Source organism: Streptomyces sp. NPDC006207, from assembly GCF_040613835.1.
Taxonomy (GTDB): Bacteria; Actinomycetota; Actinomycetes; order Streptomycetales; family Streptomycetaceae; genus Actinacidiphila.
Map to the genome: position 1 here is coordinate 1 of NZ_JBEXSX010000026.1, position 19,962 is coordinate 19,962.

General features: G+C 74.2%; 15 protein-coding genes and 1 pseudogene. 8 read left to right on the forward strand and 8 right to left on the reverse strand.

Annotated features, from left to right (window positions below; translation table 11 throughout):
• Positions 1-388: 388 nt before the first annotated feature.
• Together ABZ312_RS21590 and ptsP are read left to right on the forward strand one after the other, a co-directional pair.
• Positions 389-838: a PTS sugar transporter subunit IIA gene (locus ABZ312_RS21590; protein WP_500438511.1), complete on the forward strand. Its 450-nt coding sequence runs from the start codon at positions 389-391 to the stop codon at positions 836-838.
• Positions 839-918: 80 nt separating this feature from the next.
• A complete protein-coding gene (gene ptsP, locus ABZ312_RS21595; protein WP_500332173.1) occupies positions 919-2,589 on the forward strand; it encodes a phosphoenolpyruvate--protein phosphotransferase in 1,671 nt (556 codons plus the stop codon).
• 73 nt (positions 2,590-2,662) lie between these two features.
• On the opposite strand, the pseudogene ABZ312_RS21600 reads toward ptsP, so the two are convergent.
• A pseudogene (locus ABZ312_RS21600) lies at positions 2,663-3,593 on the reverse strand (DUF8829 domain-containing protein).
• Between the two features lie 31 nt (positions 3,594-3,624).
• Positions 3,625-4,974 (reverse strand): MFS transporter, encoded by a 1,350-nt coding sequence (locus tag ABZ312_RS21605; protein WP_500332175.1) that lies wholly within the window; start codon positions 4,972-4,974, stop codon positions 3,625-3,627.
• Between the two features lie 47 nt (positions 4,975-5,021).
• Here ABZ312_RS21605 and ABZ312_RS21610 point away from each other — a divergent pair, with 47 nt between their 5' ends.
• Entirely contained in the window at positions 5,022-6,341 is a 1,320-nt protein-coding gene (locus ABZ312_RS21610; RefSeq protein ID WP_500332176.1) for an aminotransferase class I/II-fold pyridoxal phosphate-dependent enzyme, read from the forward strand.
• Positions 6,342-6,376: 35 nt separating this feature from the next.
• Here ABZ312_RS21610 and ABZ312_RS21615 read toward each other — a convergent pair whose 3' ends face one another.
• Positions 6,377-8,392, reverse strand: a complete 2,016-nt coding sequence (locus ABZ312_RS21615) for an acetoacetate--CoA ligase (RefSeq protein WP_500332177.1) — start codon at positions 8,390-8,392, stop codon at positions 6,377-6,379.
• A 220-nt stretch (positions 8,393-8,612) separates the two neighbouring features.
• Between ABZ312_RS21615 and ABZ312_RS21620 the strand changes: the two genes are divergently transcribed.
• Positions 8,613-10,967, forward strand: coding sequence for a glycoside hydrolase family 31 protein (locus ABZ312_RS21620; protein ID WP_500438513.1), 2,355 nt, complete (start codon positions 8,613-8,615; stop codon positions 10,965-10,967).
• A 21-nt stretch (positions 10,968-10,988) separates the two neighbouring features.
• Here the strand turns inward: ABZ312_RS21620 and ABZ312_RS21625 are convergent, their stop codons facing one another.
• Positions 10,989-11,498 (reverse strand): NUDIX domain-containing protein, encoded by a 510-nt coding sequence (locus tag ABZ312_RS21625; RefSeq protein WP_500332179.1) that lies wholly within the window; start codon positions 11,496-11,498, stop codon positions 10,989-10,991.
• A 118-nt stretch (positions 11,499-11,616) separates the two neighbouring features.
• Between ABZ312_RS21625 and ABZ312_RS21630 the strand changes: the two genes are divergently transcribed.
• Positions 11,617-13,053, forward strand: a complete 1,437-nt coding sequence (locus tag ABZ312_RS21630) for a VWA domain-containing protein (protein WP_500438515.1) — start codon at positions 11,617-11,619, stop codon at positions 13,051-13,053.
• On the opposite strand, the gene ABZ312_RS21635 is transcribed toward ABZ312_RS21630, so the two are convergent.
• From ABZ312_RS21635 to ABZ312_RS21650, 4 genes are read right to left on the reverse strand one after another with little or no spacing between them, the layout of a single operon-like run.
• Positions 12,984-14,291: an adenylosuccinate synthetase gene (locus ABZ312_RS21635; protein ID WP_500332181.1), complete on the reverse strand. Its 1,308-nt coding sequence runs from the start codon at positions 14,289-14,291 to the stop codon at positions 12,984-12,986. The two genes, ABZ312_RS21630 and ABZ312_RS21635, sit on opposite strands and share 70 nt — an antisense overlap.
• 29 nt (positions 14,292-14,320) lie before the next feature.
• Positions 14,321-15,325, reverse strand: a complete 1,005-nt coding sequence (locus ABZ312_RS21640; RefSeq protein WP_500332182.1) for a hypothetical protein — start codon at positions 15,323-15,325, stop codon at positions 14,321-14,323.
• A gap of 38 nt (positions 15,326-15,363) precedes the next feature.
• On the reverse strand, positions 15,364-16,389 hold the full coding sequence (locus tag ABZ312_RS21645; RefSeq protein WP_500438517.1) for a molecular chaperone DnaJ: 1,026 nt from the start codon (positions 16,387-16,389) through the stop codon (positions 15,364-15,366).
• A complete protein-coding gene (locus ABZ312_RS21650) occupies positions 16,386-17,264 on the reverse strand; it encodes an NUDIX hydrolase (RefSeq protein ID WP_500332184.1) in 879 nt (292 codons plus the stop codon). Before ABZ312_RS21650 ends, ABZ312_RS21645 begins: the two co-directional genes overlap by 4 nt.
• A gap of 157 nt (positions 17,265-17,421) precedes the next feature.
• On the opposite strand from ABZ312_RS21650, the gene ABZ312_RS21655 reads away from it, so the two are divergent.
• The 3 genes from ABZ312_RS21655 (at position 17,422) to ABZ312_RS21665 (ending at position 19,961) form a co-directional block, all read left to right on the forward strand.
• Positions 17,422-17,883: a Zn-ribbon domain-containing OB-fold protein gene (locus ABZ312_RS21655; protein ID WP_500332185.1), complete on the forward strand. Its 462-nt coding sequence runs from the start codon at positions 17,422-17,424 to the stop codon at positions 17,881-17,883.
• Positions 17,880-19,076: a lipid-transfer protein gene (locus ABZ312_RS21660; protein ID WP_500359624.1), complete on the forward strand. Its 1,197-nt coding sequence runs from the start codon at positions 17,880-17,882 to the stop codon at positions 19,074-19,076. The genes ABZ312_RS21655 and ABZ312_RS21660 overlap by 4 nt, the downstream gene beginning before the upstream one ends.
• A gap of 153 nt (positions 19,077-19,229) precedes the next feature.
• Positions 19,230-19,961 (forward strand): MIP/aquaporin family protein, encoded by a 732-nt coding sequence (locus ABZ312_RS21665; protein ID WP_500332187.1) that lies wholly within the window; start codon positions 19,230-19,232, stop codon positions 19,959-19,961.
• Position 19,962 lies beyond the last annotated feature (1 nt).

Below are 19,962 nucleotides of genomic sequence, written 5' to 3' on the forward strand. Positions count from 1 at the left end.
TGGCGTTGACTTTTGGCACGCTGTTGAGTTCTCAAGGAACGGAAGCTTCCTTCGAGACCGTTTCACCGGCCCCTCCGGGCTTTCCCTTCGTTGTCACCAGCTTATCAGACTCTTTCGGGCCCGATTCCCGCCGGCGGGGATTTCCTGCTTTTGCGTTTCTGCCTTTCGGCTTTCGCGCTCCCCGACTTTAGCAGATGCTTTCCGTCGGATTTACCGCACCGCTGTGAGCACGCACGTCTCCGTGGCGTTCTCGTCGCGGGGGTTGACCCAACGTACTGGAGGCGCCCGGTCGGAGCAAATCGAGGGTGGCGTGCGGTGGCGTGGTGTGCCGGGCCTCAAGGGGGTGGCAGACTTGAGTGGTCTGGACCACTTGCTTGGAGGCTTCCTCATGACGACTGTCTCGTCGCCCCTGACCGGGCGCGTCATCGGTCTGGCCGCGGTGCCCGACCCCGTGTTCTCCGGTGCCATGGTGGGGCCCGGCACGGCGATCGACCCCGTGCGCGAGCCGTCGGTGGCCGTGTCCCCGGTGGACGGTGTGGTCGTGTCCCTGCACGCGCACGCGTTCGTCGTGGTGGACGCGGACGGGCACGGGGTGCTGACCCATCTCGGCATCGACACGGTGCAGCTGAACGGCGAGGGCTTCGAGGTGCTCGTCAACAAGGGCGACACCGTGGTGCGCGGCCAGGAGATGGTGCGCTGGGACCCCGCGGCGGTCGAGGCCGCTGGCAAGTCCCCGGTGTGCCCGGTGGTGGCGCTTGAGGCGGCGGCCGAGGCGCTGACCGGTCTCGTCGAGGACGGAGAGGTGACCGCCGGGGCCACGCTCTTCTGTTGGACGTAGCCTTTTCGGCAAGGCCACTCCCGACGCATAAACACAGGCAACGCGGTCGCGAGCGTCCGCGACGACCGGAGACGGGTGAGATGGAGACAACGCTGCGAGGCGTCGGTGTCAGCCACGGCGTGGCGATCGGCGAGGTACGGCACATGGGGACCGCGGTCCTCGAGCCTCCGGCCAAGCAGATTCCGGCTGACGAGGCCCCGCGGGAGCAGGCCCGGGCACGTCAGGCGGTCGAGGCGGTGGCCAACGACCTGATCGCGCGCGGCAACCTGGCCGGCGGCGAGGCGCAGGCGGTGCTGGAGGCCCAGGCGCTGATGGCGCAGGACCCCGAGCTGATGGCCGACGTGGAGCGCCGTATCGCGGTGGGCAGCTCGGCGGAGCGCGCGGTGTACGACGCGTTCGCCTCCTACCGTGCGCTGCTCGCCAACGCGGGCGAGTACCTGGCGGGGCGCGTCGCGGACCTCGACGACGTCCGCAACCGGATCGTGGCGCGGCTGCTCGGGGTGCCGATGCCCGGTGTCCCGGACAGCGACGAGCCGTACGTGCTGATCGCGCGGGACCTGGCGCCGGCCGACACCGCGTTGCTGGACCCGTCGCTGGTGCTCGGCTTCGTGACCGAGGAGGGCGGGCCGACCAGCCACAGCGCGATCCTCGCGCGTGCGCTGGGGGTGCCGGCCGTGGTGGCGCTGCCGGGTGCCACGGAGCTGGCCGAGGGCACGGTCATCGCCGTGGACGGCAGCACCGGCGACATCTACGTCGACCCGGACAAGGACCGGCGGGCCGAGCTGGCGAAGGCCGCGGAGGAACGCAGGGCGGCGCTCGCCGCGACCTCGGGGCCGGGTGCCACGTCGGACGGGCACAAGGTGCCTCTGCTGGCGAACGTCGGCGGTCCCGCGGACGTCGAGGCGGCCGTGAAGGCCGGCGCGGAGGGCGTGGGTCTGTTCCGCACGGAGTTCCTCTTCCTGGACGACTCCCGCAGCGCGCCGTCGGAGGAGAAGCAGGTCGAGGCGTACCGGCAGGTGCTGGAGGCCTTCCCCGAGGGCCGGGTCGTGGTCCGGGTGCTGGACGCGGGTGCCGACAAGCCGCTGGAGTTCCTGACGCCCGCGGACGAGCCGAACCCGGCGCTGGGCGTGCGGGGCCTGCGGACGCTGCTCGCCCACCCCGATGTGCTGCACACGCAGCTGCGGGCGCTCGCCAGGGCCGCCGAGGGCCTGCCGGTGTACCTCGAGGTCATGGCACCGATGGTGGCGGACCGCATCGACGCCAAGGCGTTCGCGGACGCGTGCCGGGAGGCCGGGCTGCACGCGAAGTTCGGCGCGATGGTGGAGATCCCGTCGGCTGCCCTGCGGGCACGGTCGATCCTGCAGGAGGTCGAGTTCCTCTCGCTGGGGACGAACGACCTGGCGCAGTACACCTTCGCGGCGGACCGGCAGGTCGGTTCGGTCTCGCGGCTGCAGGATCCGTGGCAGCCGGCGCTGCTGGACCTGGTGTCCGCGGCGGCCGAGGCCGCGCGGGCCGAGGGCAAGAGCTGCGGTGTGTGCGGTGAGGCGGCCTCCGATCCGCTGCTGGCGTGCGTGCTGACGGGTCTGGGCGTGACGAGCCTGTCGATGGGCGCGGCGTCGATCCCCTACGTGCGGGCGACGCTGGCGAAGTACACCCTGGCGCAGTGCGAGCGGGCGGCGGCGGCCGCCCGGGCGACCGACACGGCCGACGAGGCGCGGCGCGCGGCGCAGGCGGTGCTGTCCGGGGAGTGATCGCTTCCCGTCCTCCCGAGGGGCGTCCCACCGGTGGTGGGGCGCCCCTCGGCGTTCGCGGGCTCCGCCGTGCTCAGTCGTCCTCCGGCGGCGGGAGGACGAATCCCGGGCGGTGGACGACACCGGGCTCGGGGGGCACGGGGTCTCCGGACTCGGCGTCGGTGCAGTAGGCGTTGAAGACCTGTGCCTCGCTGAGGGGTTGGAGCCAGCCGTCGCGCAGCGTCCAGCCGCGGACTTCGTCCGGGCGGTCGGGTGGGGGCTGGCCGGTGCCCGCGCCGCTGCGCAGGACGAGACCGCCGGGGCTGTCCTCGGCGAGCCCGGCGGCGATGACGGTGCAGCAGACCAGTGCCTCGGCCTCGACGAGGTGGACCATGCCCTGCTCGTCGCAGCGGGCGTGCAGGGCGGCGAGCAGTGTGGTGCCCTCGGCGGGCACGCTGCACACGAGGTGGTGGTGGCCGGGCCCCGCGGCTTCGAGGAGGCGCATCAGGGCCTGGGAGGCGCGGTCGAAGGAGGTGCGGGCGAGGTCGTCGCCGCAGCCGGCGCAGTCCCCGGCGCGGGCCAGGATGCCGGAGGCCCGTTCCCAGGTGGCCTGGCGGCCCGCCTCGTACTCGAGCTCGGTGACGAGGTGTTCCAGGGGCTGTCCCGTAGGGGACGGTGGGGCCGGCCGTGGTGACGTCGGCGGCGTACCGCGTGCGGGAGCGTGAGCTGTCGGGGTCGTGGCCGGTGTCGGCGCAGTACTCGGCGTACTCGGCCGGGTCGAAGGGCCCGACGCGGACGTGGATGCCACGGGAGGCGAGCGACCGCAGCAGGCCCTCGATCTGCCGCAGGTAGCTCGCGTGGTCGTCGAAGGTGAAACTGCGGTAGCCGCGCATGGCGGCGAAGTCGGCGGGGTCGGTGAGGACGGCGACGGTGGTCGGTGACTCGCGGCGCAGCGTGCGGCGGCCGGTCCTCGCGGTGCGGCGGGCGGGGCGGCTGCTCTGCTTACGGTGCTTGGTATGTGCCATGACGGCTCCCCCTCGGTACGGCGGTCAACTGTCACTCACCGTAATCGCCGCCACTGACAGTGACCGTCCCGCCGGGGACGGTGTGGGTCTTCGCGGCCGCCGGCCCAAGGCGTTCGGCGGCGTCCAGCCGGTCCAGGCGGCGGCGCACGAGGGTGCGCTGGCCGACGGAGACGGCGGCGAGGCCGGCGCCGAGGCCGAGCCAGCCGAGCGGGCCCGCGGCCATGACGGCGGAGGTGAGCAGGACCGGGCCCGCCGAGCGCTGGGCCGACTGTGCGAGTCCGTGGACGCCGAGGTACGCACCCTGGGACCGGCCGGGAGCGAGGGCGAGGGACAACTCCCAGGAGATCGCGGCGTGGACGATCTCCGCTGCGGTGAAGGCCGTGGCGGCGACGACGAGGGCGACGACCGCGGTCCCCGTCGAGTCCACGGCCGAGACGGCCATGGCGCCGCCCGCGACGAGGAAGGCGACGCCGAGCAGCGGCAGCGAGGCGGCGGCCCTGCGGGGCTCGTCCCCGAGGCGGCTGAGGCGGACCTGGAAGAGCACGACGAGGACGTTGTTGAGCACGAAGAGCAGGGCGACGAGGCTGTGCGGGGCGACGGTCGCGGTGGCGATCCACAGGGGCAGGCCGATGTTGAGCGCCGTGTCGTCGAGGAACAGCAGGGTCTCGGTGGCGGTGTAGGCGAGGTATCCGCGGTCGCGCCATGGGCTGGTGGCCGGGGTCTTCGTCCGGGGCGGTTCCCCGCCGGCGGCGGCGGGCGCGCCGGCCACCACGCGCACGGGGGACGGCGGTTCTGCGCAGCGCAGGACGAGCAGGGCGGCGCCGACGAAGGAGAGGGCGTCCCCGATGAGCATGGTGCGGTAGGCGGTGTCGGTGCCGATGGCCAGGGCGACGGCGGCGGCGAGACCGCCGATGCCGAAGCCGATGTTGACCACGGTGCGCTGGAGGGCCTGGTAGCGGACGCGGTCCGGGCCGGCGACGCGTGCGGCGTACAGCTTGGTGAGGACCGAGGCGGCGCGGTCGCCGAGGCTGCCGAGCGCGGCGATGGGCAGCAGGAGCCAGAGGGTGCCGGTGAGCAGGATGCCGAGGGCGGCCGCGGCACGCAGGGCGTGGACGGCCGGGAGCAGCCGGGTGAGCGGCACGCGGTCCGCGACCCGGCCCGCGACGGGCGTGCCCGCCATGCCGACGGCACCGGCGACGCCGAGCAGGAGGCCGATCTCGTGCGGGGCGAGTCCGGCGACGTAGGTGTAGTAGAGAGCCGAAGTGCCGTACCAGAGACCGGATCCGGCCTTGTCGGTGAGGCTCACCCAGAGCATGCGGCGGCCGTCGCGGCCGCCCGGTACGAGGTCCTCGATGTCGCTGCGGCTGCGAGGGAATCGCATGCACTGCCCCCTTGACCCGAAATTTGTATTGATACATACTTGTGAATGTGGCAGCACAATATGCGATCAGCGGTACGAACGCCAAGGGCATTGCCGCGTCCGTCGAACGGGGCGTGGCCGACGGGGCGTTGTCCCCCGGGGCGGCGCTCCCGCCGGTACGGACGCTGGCCGATCGCCTGGGAGTCAGTCCCGGCACGGTGGCGACCGCCTACAAGGAGCTCCGGCAGCGCGGGATCGTCGTCACGCGCGGACGCGGCGGCACCGTCGTCGCACAGGCGCCGGCCGTGGCGTCCAGGAGGCCGCCGAAGGTGCCCGCCGGACTGCGGGACCTGGCGGGCGGCCACCCGGACCCGGCGTTCCTGCCGGAACTGCCGCCGTCGGTGCAGGTGACGCCCGGGGCGCGCTCGCACCGGTCGGCTCCGCGCCTTCCCGAGCTGGAGGAGCTGACCCGCGCGTGGTTCGACCGCGACGGCGTGCCGGCGGACGACGTGACGTTCGCGCACAGCGCGCTCGACTGCCTCGGGCGGCTGCTCTCCGTCGAACTGCGGCCCGGCGACGCGGTGGCGATGGAGGATCCGGGCTACCACCATCTGCTCGACCTGGTGCCCGCGCTGGGACTGCGCATGCTGCCGGTCGCGGTCGACGACGAGGGCATGCGGCCCGAGGCGCTGCGCGACGCGCTGCGGGCCGGGGCGCGGGCGGTGGTGTGCAGTCCGCGCTCCCAGAACCCGTACGGCGGGTGCTTCTCGCCGGAGCGGCGGGACGCGCTGCTCGGCGTGGTGCGGGAGGCGCCCGACGTCCTCGTGGTCGAGAACGACCACGCCGCGGAGATCGCGGGCGTGCCGCTGCACAGCCTGACCTCGGGGGGGCTGCCGCGCTGGGCGCAGGTGCGCACGGTCACCAAGTACCTGGGCACGGACCTGCGGTGGGCGGCCCTCGCCTGCGACCCGACGACGCTGGCGCGGCACGACGGACGGCTGCTGCTGACCTCGGGGTGGATCAGCCATGTGCTGCAGGGGATGGCCGCGCGGCTGATGACGGACGCGGCGGCGCGGCTGCTGGTGGAGGCCGCCCGGGACGCGTACGCGGAGCGGCGGGAGGCACTCGTCGGCGAGCTGGGGCGGCTCGGGATCGCGGCGCACGGGGCGAGCGGGCTGAATGTGTGGGTGCCGGTGCGCGACGAGGCGGCGGTGGTGAACGGGCTGCGGTCGCGCGGGTGGTGGGTGGCCGCGGGGGCGAGGTTCCGGCTGGCGGCCGGGCCCGGCGTGCGCATCACGACCGCGGAGCTGCGGCCCGCGGACGCGCGGGCTCTGGCCGCCGACTTCGCCGGCGTGCTCGGGGAGTTCGGCGCGACGTACGGGGGGTGAGGGGGGGGCCGGGGCCGCCTCACCCCCGCGGGCGCTCAGCTGCGGGTGCGGGCCAGGTCCGCGTAGAACGTGAGCAGCCCCAGGTCGTCGACGGAGCCCGGGTTGACGGCCTTGTCCAGCGGCGTGCCCTGCAGCAGCTTCTTCACCGGGACCTCGATGCGCTTGCCGGTGAGGGTGTGCGGGATGCCGGGGACCGGGATGATCTCGTCGGGGACGTGGCGGGGGGAGAGCTGCTCGCGGATGGTGCGCTTGACCTTGTCGCGGAGGGCGTCGTCGAGCACGGCGCCCTCGGCGAGCTGGACGAACAGCGGCATCCAGTAACCGCCGTCGGGCTGCTCGACGCCGATGACGAGCGACTCGCGGATCTCCGGGAGCCGTTCGACGGCCTCGTAGATGTCCGCGGATCCCATGCGGACGCCCTGGCGGTTGAGGGTGGAGTCGGAACGGCCGTGGATGACCACCGTGCCGCGCGAGGTCAGGGTGATCCAGTCGCCGTGCCGCCAGACGCCCGGGAACATCTCGAAGTAACTGTCGTGGTAGCGGCTGCCGTCGGGGTCGTTCCAGAAGTGGATGGGCATCGACGGCATGGGGTTGGTGACGACCAGCTCGCCGACCTCGTCGGTGACCGGCTTGCCGTACGGGTCCCAGGCCTGCAGGTCGGTGCCGAGGCAGGGGGCCTGCAGCTCACCGATGTACACCGGCAGGGTCGGGACGCCGCCCGCGAAGCAGCTGCACACGTCGGTGCCGCCGCTGACGGAGGCGATCCACAGGTCCTCCTTGACCTCGTCGTGGAGCCAGCGGAATCCGTCCGGCGGGAGCGGGGAGCCGGTGGTGGCCACGCACGTGACGGCCGACAGGTCGTGGTCGCGGCCGGGGTGGACGCCGGCCTTGCGGCAGGCGATGACGTACGCGGCGGAGGTGCCGAAGACGGTGGTGCCGGTGCGCTCGGCCACGCCCCACTGGGCGCCGGTGTCGGGAAAGCCGGGGCTGCCGTCGTACAGGACGATCGTGGAGCCCGCGAGCAGGCCGCCGACGAGGAAGTTCCACATCATCCAGCCGGTGGAGGTGTACCAGAAGAACCGGTCCCGCGGCCCGAGGTCGAGGTGCAGGCCGGTCTGCTTGAGGTGCTCCAGCAGGATGCCGCCCTGGGACTGGACGATGGCCTTGGGCAGGCCGGTGGTGCCGGAGGAGTAGAGCACCCACAGCGGGTGGTCGAAGGGGACCTGCTCGTACGCCGGCTCGGGGTCGCCGGAGACCAGGGACTCCCACTCCAGGGCGCCCTCCGGGGTGGGCGTGCCCAGCAGCGGGATGTGCACGACGGCGCGCAGCGAGGGCAGCTCGGCGCGCAGCTCGGCGACGACGCCGGTGCGGTCGTGCTCCTTGCCGCCGTAGCGGTAGCCGTCGACGGTGAACAGGACGACGGGCTCGACCTGCTGGAAGCGGTCCAGCACGCTGCGGGCGCCGAAGTCCGGGGCGCAGGAGGTCCACACACCGCCGACGGCGGCGGTGGCGAGCAGGGCGACGACGGCCTGGGGGACGTTGGGCAGGTAGCCGCTGACCCGGTCGCCGGGGCGGACGCCAAGGGCGCGCAGCTCGTGGGCGAGGGAGGCGACCTGGCGGCGCAGCTCGGCCCAGCTGGTGGAGCCGATCTCGTGCCGCTCGTCGAGGTGGAGCAGGGCGGGCTCACCGGCCCGGGCGGCGTCGCCGGCGGGACGCAGGGCGTGTTCGGCGTAGTTGAGCGTGGCCCCGGGGAACCACTTCGCGCCGGGCATGGCGGCGTCGGCGAGGACGGTCTCGTACGGGGAGGAGAAGCGCACGTCGAACCACTCGACGACGGACCGCCAGAAGGTCCCGGGCTCGCGCACCGACCAGGCATGCAGCGCGTGGTAGCCGGCGACGGGGTCCGCGGCGTCCGGGGCGGGCGCGCCGTGGTGCTCGGCGGCCCAGGCCTGGAAGCGCGTCACCTGGGCACCGGAGACTCGGTCCGGGCCGGGCTGCCACAGCGGCTGCTCGGTCGCCGGGTCGGCGGTGGGCTCAGGTGTGGTGCTCATGGGGCGGCTCCCGGACGGTACGCGACGCTGCGTGATGTGCGGCTGGACCCCGGCCGGGCGGAATGTCCCCGGTCGCGGCTGGGCAGGACGATGCCACGTGATCGTCTCCGGCGCCAGGGCACCCCCCACACATTCGGGGGTGGAAGCATGTGCCGGGCCGCCAGGTGGAAGGTGGCCGACCGGCGGCGGGGCGGGCGGGAACGGTGAAAGGGTGGGCCTTATGGATGCTCGGGACCTGGTGCGACAGGTACGGCAGGTCGGATCGGCGAACGGGCTGAGGGCGGTGCGCGCGGCGTGGCGCCGGCAACGCACCGACGCGCGGGACCTCCCGCGGCGGGGGCCGGAGCGGGCGCGGGTGCCGGGGTCCGCCGAGGGCGCGGATCCGCTGCCGGGCGGAGGGGTGGTCCGCTTCGCCCGGTCGACCCTGCGGGTGCGGGTCGCGGCGGGCGGCGCGGTGTTCTGCGGCTGGGACGGTGCCGAGCCGGAGCCGTCGTACGCGCTGGACGGCGGCTGCCCCGACGCCGACACCCGGGCGGTCATCGAGCCCGACAAGGACGGCTGGCGGGTGGTGTCGGAGCGCATCACGGTGCTGGTCTCCCGGCACGGGGCGGTGGAGTTCCGCACGCCGGGAGGTCTGCTGCTGCGTCGTGACCTGCCGCCGCGCTGGTGGGACCCGGTGAACGCGGCGGAGGGCACGGAACCGCGCTGGGTGCAGCGCTCGGAGACGCCGGCGGACGCGGACGTGTTCGGGCTCGGCGGGCGGGCTTCGGGGCCGCGGCTGGGCGAGGGCGCGTACCGGCTGTGGAACACCGACCCCGGCGGCGCCTTCGAGCCGGAGACCGATCCGCTGTACATCACCATGCCGCTGCAGCTGGTCGTCGCGGACGCGGGCAGCCACCTGGTCTTCCACGACAACACCTGGGACGGCCGGGTGACCCTGCGTGACGGCGAGGAGGGCGCGGGATCGGGCCACGACCGCCCCGGCGGCTGCGAGACGCGGATGGACGGCGGCCCGCTGCGCTACTGGGTGATCCCCGGCACTCCCGCGCGGATCCTGGCCTCCTGGACCGCGCTGACCGGCCGGCCCGCGCTGCCGCCGCGCTGGGCGCTGGGGTACCAGCACGCGCGGTGGGGCTTCGGCACGGCGGCGGAGGTACGGCGGGTCGCGGCGGGTTACCGCGACCGCGAACTGCCGCTGTCCGCGCTGCACCTGGACATCGACCACTACGACGGCCACCGGGTCTTCACCGTCGACCGCGAGCACTTCCCCGACCTGCCCGCGCTCGCCGAGGAGTTGCGCGGGCACGGGGTGCGCCTGGTGTCGATCGTGGACCCCGCGGTCAAGCTGGAGCCGGGCAACCCGGTCCACGACAGCGGGGCGGCGGGCGACGCCTTCGTGCGCGACGCGCAGGGGCGTCCGGTGCGCGGCGTGGTGTGGCCGGGCGACGCCGTCTTCCCCGACTTCACCGACCCGCGGGTGCGCAAGTGGTGGGGCGGGCTCTACGCGGAGCGGCTCGCCCAGGGCTTCGCCGGGGTGTGGCACGACATGAACGAACCGGTGTCCTTCGCCGCGTTCGGCGACACCACCCTCCCCCGCTCCGCCCGGCACGCCCTGGAGGGCCGCGGCGGCGACCACCGCGAGGCGCACAACGTGTACGGGCTGACCATGGCGCGCGCCGGACACGAGGGGCTGCGTGAACTGCGCCCCGGCTCCCGGCCGTTCCTGTTCTCGCGCTCCGGCTGGGCGGGCATGCAGCGGTACGGCGGCACGTGGTCGGGCGACGTGTCGACGGGGTGGCCCGGGCTGCGTTCCTCGTTGTCGCTGGTGCTGGGGCTCGGCCTGTGCGGGGTGCCGTACTCGGGTCCGGACGTGGGCGGGTTCACCGGGAGCCCGTCGCCGGAGCTGTACCTGCGCTGGTTCCAGATGGCCGCGTACTTCCCGTTCTTCCGCACGCACTCGGCGATCCACGCCGGTCACCGCGAGCCGTGGGGCTTCGGGCCGCAGGTGCTGGAGGCGGCCGGGGCGGCCATGCGCGGGCGGGAGCGGCTGATGCCGTACCTGTACACGCTGGCGCACACCGCGCGGCGTTCGGGCGCACCCTATGTGCGGCCGGTGTGGTGGGGCGATCCGGAGGACCGCAAGCTGCGTGCCTGCGGGGACGCCTTCCTGCTGGGGGACGCGCTGCTGGTGGCGCCGGTACTGGAGCAGGGGGCGACGGAACGGGCGGTGCGGCTGCCGCGGGGCCTGTGGTACGACACCGCGACCGGGGAGGCGTACCAGGGGCCCGGGCAGGTGCTGTTGCCCGCGCCGCCGGAGCGCATCCCGGTGCTGGCCAGGGCCGGTGCCGTGGTGCCGGTGGCGGAGGAGGACGGCACCGTGACGCTGGAGGTGTGGACGCCCGCGCCCGGGCGCACCGGGGGCGGCATGCTGATCACCGACGCCGGGGACGGATGGGCCGACCCGCGGGTGGAGCGCTTCGGCTCGCGGGTGGCGGACGGCGGGGTCGTCGTGGAGCGTGAGGAGCACGACGAGGTGGGGTACCGGGTGCGGGTGCGCGGCACGGCGGTGCAGTAGCCGCCGTTCGGTGGCGGCGGTTCAGTAGCGGCCGTCGAACCAGTTGCGCACCGCCTCGGTGTGCAACGGGAAGGCCAGTTCCGCGGGGGCGAGGAGGAGTTCCCGGCCGTCGGTCTCGTCGGTGACGACGGCGGGCGGGAGGTCCTCGGCGGCACGCTCGGGCAGGAGGCCGAAGACCAGCAGGTGCCCGGTGTCGCCGCTGAGGGCGTCGGCGAGCCGTACCTCGCCCGCGGCCGCCTTGATGCCGGTCTCCTCGTCGAGTTCGCGGACGACGGCCTCCTGCCACGTCTCGCCGAGGTCCACGAAGCCGCCGGGAAGGGCGAGCAGTCCGCGCCGCGGCTCGATCGCCCGGCGCACGAGGAGCAGACCGGTGCCCTCGGCGGTGCGCACGGGCACCAGGGCGACGGCGACCGGGAGCGGATTGCGGTACGTGATGCCGCCGCAGGCCGCGCAGGTGCGCGGCCAGCCCGCGCCGGGGGCGAACTCCGTACCGCAGTAGGAGCAGTGGCTGTCCTTCTGACGAGTGGTCACGCGCGGACTGTAGCGGACCGCGTCCGGGGGACCGGACGGTTCCGTACGGCTGCCCGGGCACGGGTGTCGTGTGCGGAGCCCTGTCCGTGGTGGCGGGTGAGAGGGCACACTGACGTCCGTGACACCCGAATCCCTCGGAAAAGGCGCCAATCTGCCGGTTCCCGTGCCCGCCGTGCGGGCCGTGCTCGACTGGACCGCGGGTCCCGGCGTGCCCGACGTCGACGCATCGGCGCTGCTGCTGAACGGCGACGGGCGCGTGCGCTCGGACGCCGACTTCGTGTTCTACAACCAGCCCGCGCACGCCTCCGGCGCCGTGCGGCACGCCGGTAAGCAGGCGGGTCCCGGACCGGCCTCGGACGCGCTCGACGTGGACCTGGCCCGCGTGGAGCCGGCGGTCGAGCGGATCGTGCTGTGCGCCTCCGCGGACGGCGGGACCTTCGGACAGGTCCCGGGGCTGCGGCTGCGGCTGCTCGACGCCCGCAACGGGGCCGAGATCGCGCGGTTCGACATGCTGGCGACGACCGAGACGGCCTTCCTCGGCGGCGAGCTGTACCGGCGCGGCGGGGTGTGGAAGTTCCGGGCCGTCGGGCAGGGCTACGCCTCGGGGCTGGCCGGGCTCGCCACGGACTTCGGCATCTCCGTGGACACGCCGCAGACGCCCGAGGCGCCGGTCGCACCGGCCGCCGCGCCGCCACCGCCGCAGTACCCGCGGCCCCCGCTGCCCGTGACGGTGCCCCCGCCGCCGCCCTTCCCTGCCGGGGCCGCTCCCCCGCCGCCGGCCGTCCGGCTCACCAAGGGCGAGGAGCACCTTCCTCCCGACATGCGCAAGCGGCTGAGCCTGCGCAAGGAGCAGGTGGCCGTCAGCCTGCGCAAGCACGGCGCGGTGGGCGTCGTGGCACGGGTGATCCTCGTGCTGGACGCCTCGGGCTCGATGGCCGGCCTGTACGCGCGCGGGGTCGTCGCCGACGTGGTCGAGCGCATGGCGGCGGTCGCGGCGCAACTGGACGACGACGGCGAGATGCAGGCGTGGACCTTCGCCTCGCACCCGGCGCGGCTGCCGGACCTGCGGATCGCGGAACTGCCGCTGTGGCTGCGGCTGCACGTCCGGGTGGGCGAGCTGAGCCTGTTCGGCCGGCCCAAGAAGCCCCGGCACGGACTGCAGCCGGGCCAGGTCGACATGCGGTTCGTCGGCATCCAGAACGAGGAGCAGAAGGTCATCGCCGAGGTCCGGGCGTTCGTGCGGGCGTACCCGACGGCGGCGCCGACGCTCGTGCTGTTCTTCTCCGACGGGGGTGTCTACCGCAACGCCCAGATCGAGCAGCAGTTGCGGGAGGCGGTGGAGGAGCCGGTGTTCTGGCAGTTCGTCGGCCTGGGCCGGGCCAACTACGGGGTGCTGGAGCGTTTCGACACCCTGCCGGGCCGGCGTGTGGACAACGTCGGGTTCTTCGCAGTGGACGACATCGCCACCGTGCCGGACGCGGAGCTCTACGACCGGCTCCTCTCGGAGTTCCCCTCCTGGATGACGGCCGCGCGGCAGGCCGGGATCCTGCGCTGAACCTCCCGTTTGTCGGCGGCCGTCGGGCCGTGGGACTCCAGGACGACCGGCGCGCCGAGCGCCTCCCCCACCGCCTCCGACCAGGCGGCCGGGTCGGGGCCGGGCATGTCCCAGCGTGCCGGACGCGCCGTCAGCAGCCGCTCGGTGAGGGCGGCCTGACGGCCGAGGTCCCCGGCCGGGGCGGTGGGCAGCCGCGTCTGCCCGGTGTCGTACGCGCGGACCAGCCGCAGCTGCGGGCAGCGGCGGGGCGCGTCGAGGTGGGTGACGGCGAGGGCGTCCACACCGCCGCAGACCTCGACGGCGTAGCGGTGGGCGACGGCGTCGAAGTGGCCGGTGCGGAAGGCGCCCTGCCAGGGGCCGTGGCCGTTGTGCGGTTCGGGCAGCAGCGGGGCGAGTTCGGGGTCCTCGGTGACGTGCGGTCCGGGGCCGTGGCGGGTGGTGTACGTCCGTACGACGCCGAGCCGGCGGGCCTCCTGACCGGCTTCCGCCAGCAGGGCCTCGGCGCCCGCGAACGTGGTCGTGGACCAGGTGGTGTAGGGGTGGAAACCGTGCCACTCGTCCAGGAGCACGCCCTGGGCACCCTCGAGGACGACCGCGCCCTCGCGCAGGACGCGGGCGAGGTGGCCGTCGCCGGTGAGGGTGACGGCGCGGGCGAAGGCGGTGAAGGCGTCGGCGCAGTCCTCGGGCGGCGGGGCGGGCAGCCGGCGGCCGAACTCGTCGGCCAGGCGGTCGCGCAGCAGGCGCAGCTTGCGCAGCAGACGGGGGCGTGAGGCGCAGTCCCCCGCGGTGGGGGCGTCCTGCGGGTGGGCGAGGGCGTAGGCGGCGGTCTCGCCGATGCCCATGCCGCACGAACCGTGACGGGCCGCGCCGCGGGCCTGCTCCCGCAGCCGGTTGGCGGCGGCGTGGTACGGGGTGGTGAGGCGGGCCGCGCGGTCGACGCTGAGCAGGGCGTACGGCGCGGGGACGCCGAGGGCGGCGAGGTGGTCGGCCTCGGCGGCCAGCGCGAGGGGGTCCACCAGCATGAAGCGGGACAGGTGGGTGGGAACGCCCTGGAGGGTGCCGGAGCCGAATTGCGCGAAGGTGTGGTGGCGTCCGTCGGTGGTGACGACGTTGTGCGCCGCTTGGGCTCCGCCGTTGAAGCGGACGACCGCGCGGACCGGCCCGCTCGCGCAGAGCCGGTCCACGACGGTGCCCTTGCCGGCGTCGCCGTAGCCGAGGTCGACGACGATGGTGTGCACGGGGTCCTCCAGGGTCCTCCGGGAGGGGCCTACAGGCGGGTGGTGCCGGTGGCAGTGCCATCGCCGTCGCCAGTGACGTCGATCAGGGGCGTGTCCGTCACCGCGACGGCCGCGCGGTCGCGGTCGAGGGCGGCGAGGGCCTTGCCGACGGAGCCGGTGGCGGCGGAGCCCAGGTCGGCGAGGTCTTCGAGGCCCTCGGCGAGGTCGATGGCCTCCTCGCCGAGCCCGATGGTGAGGGCGATGGTCTCGCAGACGGCGTCGAGGTCGTCGAGCTCGATGACGTTCTGGCCGAGGAGCCCCCGCCAGGTGCCGAGGACCTCGGTGTTGCCGACGTAGGAGGAGCCCGCCGGGAGGATGTAGTAGACGTCGAACTTCCGCCGCAGCTCGGCGACGATCCGCGTGACCGGGATGTCCTCGGCGAGCTCGTCGCCGAGGACGTCGCGCACCTCGCGGGCCTTGACCTTGCCGTAGGGCAGCTCGTCGCCGATCAGGAAGAGGTAGCCGCGGCGGCCGCGCTTGTCGTGGCAGTCGATCGAGGTGTGCCGGGCCATCGCGTACATGGCGAGCTCGTAGGACTCGGTCATCTGGCCGCCGCCCCCGCCCTCCAGCAGGATGTTGCCGAGGTCGTCGTCCATGCGGTTGTCCGACTCGAACTGCCCCAGCTGGAGCGGGACCCGGTCGCAGGTGGCGTCGCCTACCGCGCCGAAGAGGATCTGCGGGTGCTCGGTGTAGCCCTTGCGCAGGAGCAGGCCGAAGAGCTCGGGGAGCTTGGTCTGCAGGACCTGCGGGACGGTGCGCATGGATCCGGTGACGTCGAACAGCACGGCGATGGCGAGCGAGGTGGGGTGCTCGTCGGAGTCGCGGCTCTCGCGGACGCCGATGTCCTTCGGGTCGAGCGAGGGGTGCGCGGTCCAGGAACTGCGCGGTGCGGACGAGGTGACGCGGTCGCTGTAGGCGAAGGCGCCGGCGCCGCTGGCGGCGCGGTAGCGCGCGGCGGCGTCGTAGACGTTGGTGGACCAGCTTCCGCTGCCCATGGTGGTTCCCCCTTGGTGTGTCAGGTGTGTCAGGTGTGTCAGGCGTCCCGGGTCCCGCCGCCCGGCATGGTGAACGGGCGGAAGGTGCGCGGGCCGTAGAGACCCTCCAGGACGTCGTCGAGCTCCGCGAGCAGCCGCCACGCGTCGTGCGGGCGGCGGGCCTGCGCAGGGAGCGTGCAGCCGCGCAGGAAGGCGCGCAGCGGTCGCGGCGCGCGGTCTCCCATCAGCTGCTCGACGCAGCGCGAGGCGAGGTGGATGTCGGTGGCCTCGGTGGCGGGGCGCCGGCTGGGGACCTCGGGCGGGTAGAGGGCGCGGTGGCGCTCGACGAGGGCGGGGACGGTCGCGCCGCGTTCGGTGGAGTAGCACCAGTCGACCAGCACGAGGCCGTGCTGTGCGGGGTGGATGAGGACGTGCTCGGGCAGGACAGCGCCGTGGACGACACCGGCCCGGTGCGCCCAGCCGAGGGCGACCAGCAGCCGGCGCCACATCCAGGCGGCGTCGCGAGGGTGGAGGCCGCCTGGGTGGAGGGCGCGGACCTCGGCGAGGGTGTGGAAGCCGTGCAGCCGCTGGAGCGCGTTGACGCGGCGTTCGGTGCCGTCGGGGCCGCGATGGCGGAAGGACTCGGCCAGGCGGGGTGCGTAGGCGCGGTGCCGGGCGTCGGCGACGCCGTGCAGCCGGGTGAGGGCGCCGGCCTCCCGCTCCATCAGGTCGTTGTCGGCGGGCCGCCGGGGGATCTTCAAGGCGGTGCCGGGCCCGGCGGCCCGCAGCACCGCGAGGTCGCCCTCGGCCAGGACGGGCCCCAGCGGGTACACGCCGCGGGCGGTGGTGAGGGCCGGGCCGTCGCCGGTGTGCCGCCGCCACACGGCGGTGAGGCGGACGAAGGCGGCCTCGGCCTCGTCAGCGCGGCCGGGCGGGGCCGTGTCGGGGTGGAGCAGCCGGGCGAGCCGGCGGTGGTGCCGGGCGGCCTCACCGGCGTCGGCCGGGAAGGGCCGGCCGAGGGCGGCCAGGGCGTCGTCGAAGGTGCGGACGCGATGTGCGGACGCGGAACGCGTCGTGGCGGTCATCGGACACTGTCCTCACGGTCAGGGCGGAGCAGTGCGGGGTGCAGGAGGCGGGCGTCGCCGGCGCGGTAGAGGCGGGCCCGGGGGCCGCCCTTGGAGCCGCCGCGGCCGGCGGTGGTGCCGGTGGACTCGACGAAGCCGGGCACCGACAGGACCTTGCGGTGGAAGTTCCCTGCATGCAGGGTGCGGCCCCAGACCGCCTCGTAGACCGAGCGGAGCTCGGTGACGGTGAACTCCTCGCCGAGGAAGGCGGTGGCCAGCGGGGTGTACTCGATCTTGGCGCGGGCCCGGTCGAGGCCTTCGGCGAGGATCGTGCCGTGGTCGAAGGCGAGGTCGGCGGCGAGGCCTTGTACCTGGCCGGACCGGCGGCCGGAACCACCCCCGTGGATCCCGGCCGGCCGGTCCTGCTCCTTGGGACGCGCGGTGGCGGCGTCCGGTTTCACCTGCGGTGCGAGTGCCTCGACCGGGACCCACTCGGCCGCCGCCGCGTCGCTGCCGGCCCGTGCCTCGGGGAGGTCCGGGGCGAAGGCGAGGTAGGCGACGGAGACGACGTGCATGCGCGGGTCGCGGTCGGGGCGGCCGTAGGAGCCGAGCTGTTCGAGGTGGACGCGGCCGAGGCCGCGTGCCGCGTCGAGCCCGGTCTCCTCGGCCAGTTCACGGGCCGCGGCCTCGTCCAGGGACTCGCGTCCGGCCTGGACGAATCCCCCGGGCAGCGCCCAGGCACCTTCGTACGGCGGGCCGCCGCGGCGCACCAGCAGCACGTGCAGGGCCCCTTGACGCAGCGTCAGGGCGACGACGTCGACGGTCACGGCGATGGGCTCGAAGGCTCGCGGGTCATAGGAGGCGAGGAACGCGTCCTCACCCTGCCGGTCCGCCATCGTGCGCCACCTCTCGCCGGTTGTTCTCACTTCGAGTATTTCTCGCTTCGAGAAGAACTTAGCACCGGGCACCGACACCGTCCACCCCGTTCCGCCGTGCGGCCCGCCCGTGGCACACTTCTGACGAACCGTCAGTTCAGCAGGGGAGGATCCGGACGTGGCACGGTCGCGGAAACCCGTGGTGACGGGCTGGTTCACACACGACACGACGGACGAGGACGGCTTCCGGCTGCTCGGCACCCGGTGCCGCGGCTGCGGCGCGGTGTTCTTCCCCCGTGAGGACCACGCCTGCCGCAACCCGGCCTGCGACGGCGCCGAAGGGGACCTGGAGGAGGTACCGCTGTCGCGGCGGGGCCGGGTCTGGTCGTACACCGACGCCCGCTACCGACCGCCCGCCCCGTACCCCTGCGACCCCTCACGCCCCTGGGAACCCCGCGTCCTGGTGGCGGTGGAACTGACGGCGGAACGGATGATCGTGCTCGGACAGGCCGCGCCCGGGACGGGCGTGGCCGATCTGGCCGTCGGCATGGAGGTCGAGCTGGTGCCCGGCGTGCTGTACGAGGACGCGGAGCACACCTGGACCACCTGGCACTGGCGCCCCGTGGGAGGCGGGCGATGAGCCATGACGTGGCCGTGCTCGGCGTCGGCATGCACCCCTGGGGCAAGTGGGGCCGCCCCTTCACCCGGTACGGGGTCGCGGCGGCGCGCGCCGCGCTCGCCGACGCCGGGCTGGACTGGCGGGACGTCGGACTGGTCGTCGGCGCGGACACGGTGCGCGGCGGCTACCCCGGCTACGTGGCCGGGGCGGCCTTCGCCCAGGCGCTGGGCTGGCAGGGCGCCCGCGTGGCCAGCGTCTACGCCGCCTGCGCCTCCGGGGCCCAGGCCCTCGACACCGCCCGGGCCCACATCCTCGCCGGCCTGGTGGACACCGCCCTGGTCGTCGGCGCGGACGCGGCCCCCAAGGGCTTCTTCGCGCCCGCCGGGGGCGACCGGCCCGACGACCCGGACTGGCTGCGCTTCCGCGTGCTCGGGGCCACCAACCCCACCTACTTCGGGCTGTACGCGCGCCGCCGCATGGCCCTGCACGGCGACACTCCCGAGGACTTCGCCCGGGTCAAGGTGAAGAACGCGGCCGCCGGCGCCGCCAACCCGCTCGCCCGCTACCGGACGCCGGTCACGGCCGCCGAGGTGGCGGTCTCCCCCGTCGTGGCCGACCCGCTGCGGCTGCTCGACATCTGCGCCACCTCCGACGGGGGCGCCGCCGTCGTCCTGTCCAGCCTGGACTTCGCCCGGCGCCGCGCGACGGCGGATCCGGTGCGGATCCGCGCGGTCTCCACCGTCACCCCGGTCTATCCGCGCACGGTGCCCGACCTCCCCGACATCGCCACCGACTCCTCCCTCGCCGTCGCGCCCCGGGAGCCGGCCACCGGTTTCCGGGCGTCCGTCGCCCGCGCCGCGTACGAGGAGGCCGGCATCGGTCCCGAGGACCTGGACCTGGCGGAGGTGTACGACCTGTCGACGGCGCTGGAGCTGGACTGGTACGAGGACCTCGGCCTGTGCCCGCCGGGCGGGGCGGTGAAGCTGCTGCGCGACGGGGCCACGTCGCTCGGGGGGCGGATTCCGGTCAATCCCAGCGGCGGCCTGGCCTCCTTCGGGGAGGCCGTGCCCGCCCAGGCGCTCGCGCAGGTGTGCGAGCTGACCTGGCAGTTGCGCGACCGGTCCGGGCCCCGGCAGGTCACCGGGGCCCGCGTGGGGGTGACGGCGAACCAAGGCCTGTTCGGGCACGGCTCGTCGGTGGTCGTAATCAGGTGATCTGTCCGATACCTTGACGCTCCATCACCCCGCGACAACACTTCCGGGTGGCGCGGAGGCCGGGCGGGAGGCGGGACCCTCCGTACCCGGGTCTCCGTGCGCCATTCTCTGGCGGCGCATGCCCGACACGTGCGCCTGCACGAAGGAGCCGTCATGTATTCCAACGGAGACGTCTTTGTCGGCGAGATCATCGGAACGGCGATCCTGATCCTGTTCGGCGCCGGCGTGGTGGCCGGGGTGCTCCTCCACCACTCGAAGGCCCGGGCATCCGGGTGGATCGTCATCTCGTTCGGCTGGGGCCTCGCGGTCCTGGCCGGCGCGTACACCGCAGGCCCGCTGTCCGGCGGGCAGCTGAACCCCGCCGTGACCTTCGGCGTCGCCATCAGCTCGGGCAAGTGGAGCCAGGTGCCGGTCTACCTCGCCGGGCAGCTCGTCGGCGCGATGCTGGGCGCCGTCCTGTGCTGGCTGGTGTACTACGGCCAGTTCGCGGCGAACCGTGCCGAGGAGACCCGTCAGCCCACGCTCGCCGTCTTCTCCACCGTCCCCGAGATCCGCGTCTGGTGGCAGAACCTGATGACGGAGGCGATCGCCACCATGGGTCTCGTCCTGCCGATCCTGGCCTTCGGCCTCAGCAAGGGACTCGGCGAGACCGGTACCGGCACCCTGATCGTGGCGCTGCTCGTGACCGGCATCGGGCTCTCCCTGGGCGGTCCCACCGGCTACGCCATCAACCCGGCCCGCGACCTCGGGCCGCGCATCGTCCACTCCGTCCTGCCGATCCCGTTCAAGGGCACCTCCGACTGGGCGTACGCCTGGATCCCGGTGGCCGGCCCGCTGATCGGCGGTGCACTGTCCGGTCTCATCTACAACGTCGCGTTCAAGTGAG

Coding starts and splice junctions, on each gene's coding strand:
- ABZ312_RS21640 (WP_500332182.1), bottom strand. CDS start 15,325: ATGGGCAGCGGAAGCTGGTCCACCAACGTCTACGACGCCGCCGCGCGC.
- ABZ312_RS21605 (WP_500332175.1), bottom strand. CDS start 4,974: ATGCGATTCCCTCGCAGCCGCAGCGACATCGAGGACCTCGTACCGGGC.
- ABZ312_RS21650 (WP_500332184.1), bottom strand. CDS start 17,264: ATGGCGGACCGGCAGGGTGAGGACGCGTTCCTCGCCTCCTATGACCCG.
- ABZ312_RS21660 (WP_500359624.1), top strand. CDS start 17,880: ATGAGCCATGACGTGGCCGTGCTCGGCGTCGGCATGCACCCCTGGGGC.
- ABZ312_RS21620 (WP_500438513.1), top strand. CDS start 8,613: ATGGATGCTCGGGACCTGGTGCGACAGGTACGGCAGGTCGGATCGGCG.
- ABZ312_RS21665 (WP_500332187.1), top strand. CDS start 19,230: ATGTATTCCAACGGAGACGTCTTTGTCGGCGAGATCATCGGAACGGCG.
- ptsP (WP_500332173.1), top strand. CDS start 919: ATGGAGACAACGCTGCGAGGCGTCGGTGTCAGCCACGGCGTGGCGATC.
- ABZ312_RS21590 (WP_500438511.1), top strand. CDS start 389: ATGACGACTGTCTCGTCGCCCCTGACCGGGCGCGTCATCGGTCTGGCC.
- ABZ312_RS21615 (WP_500332177.1), bottom strand. CDS start 8,392: ATGAGCACCACACCTGAGCCCACCGCCGACCCGGCGACCGAGCAGCCG.
- ABZ312_RS21645 (WP_500438517.1), bottom strand. CDS start 16,389: ATGACCGCCACGACGCGTTCCGCGTCCGCACATCGCGTCCGCACCTTC.